This is a genomic window from Rhodococcus sp. GB-02 (assembly GCF_053470465.1).
This window is the reverse complement of the sequence record NZ_JBPUKE010000015.1, coordinates 1-210: the sequence shown is the minus strand read 5'-3', so window position 1 is coordinate 210 and position 210 is coordinate 1. Positions and strand designations below refer to the sequence as shown.

At 74.3% G+C, this 210-nt stretch carries 1 pseudogene; it reads left to right on the top strand.

Annotated elements, in window-relative coordinates:
* Nucleotides 1-210: pseudogene (locus ACSW29_RS31245) on the top strand (acetyl-CoA C-acyltransferase); the annotation flags it as partial.

Genomic DNA, 210 nt, shown 5'->3' with positions numbered 1-210 from the left:
TTCGCCGCCGTCGGGATCGCCTCCACCCGCGAACTCGGCCTCGACCCCGCCAAGGTCAACGTCAACGGCGGCGCCATCGCCGTCGGACACCCCCTCGGCATGTCCGGCGCCCGCATCGCCCTGCACCTCGCCCTCGAACTGCAACGCCGCGGCGGCGGCATCGGCGCAGCCGCACTCTGCGGCGGCGGCGGACAAGGCGACGCACTCATC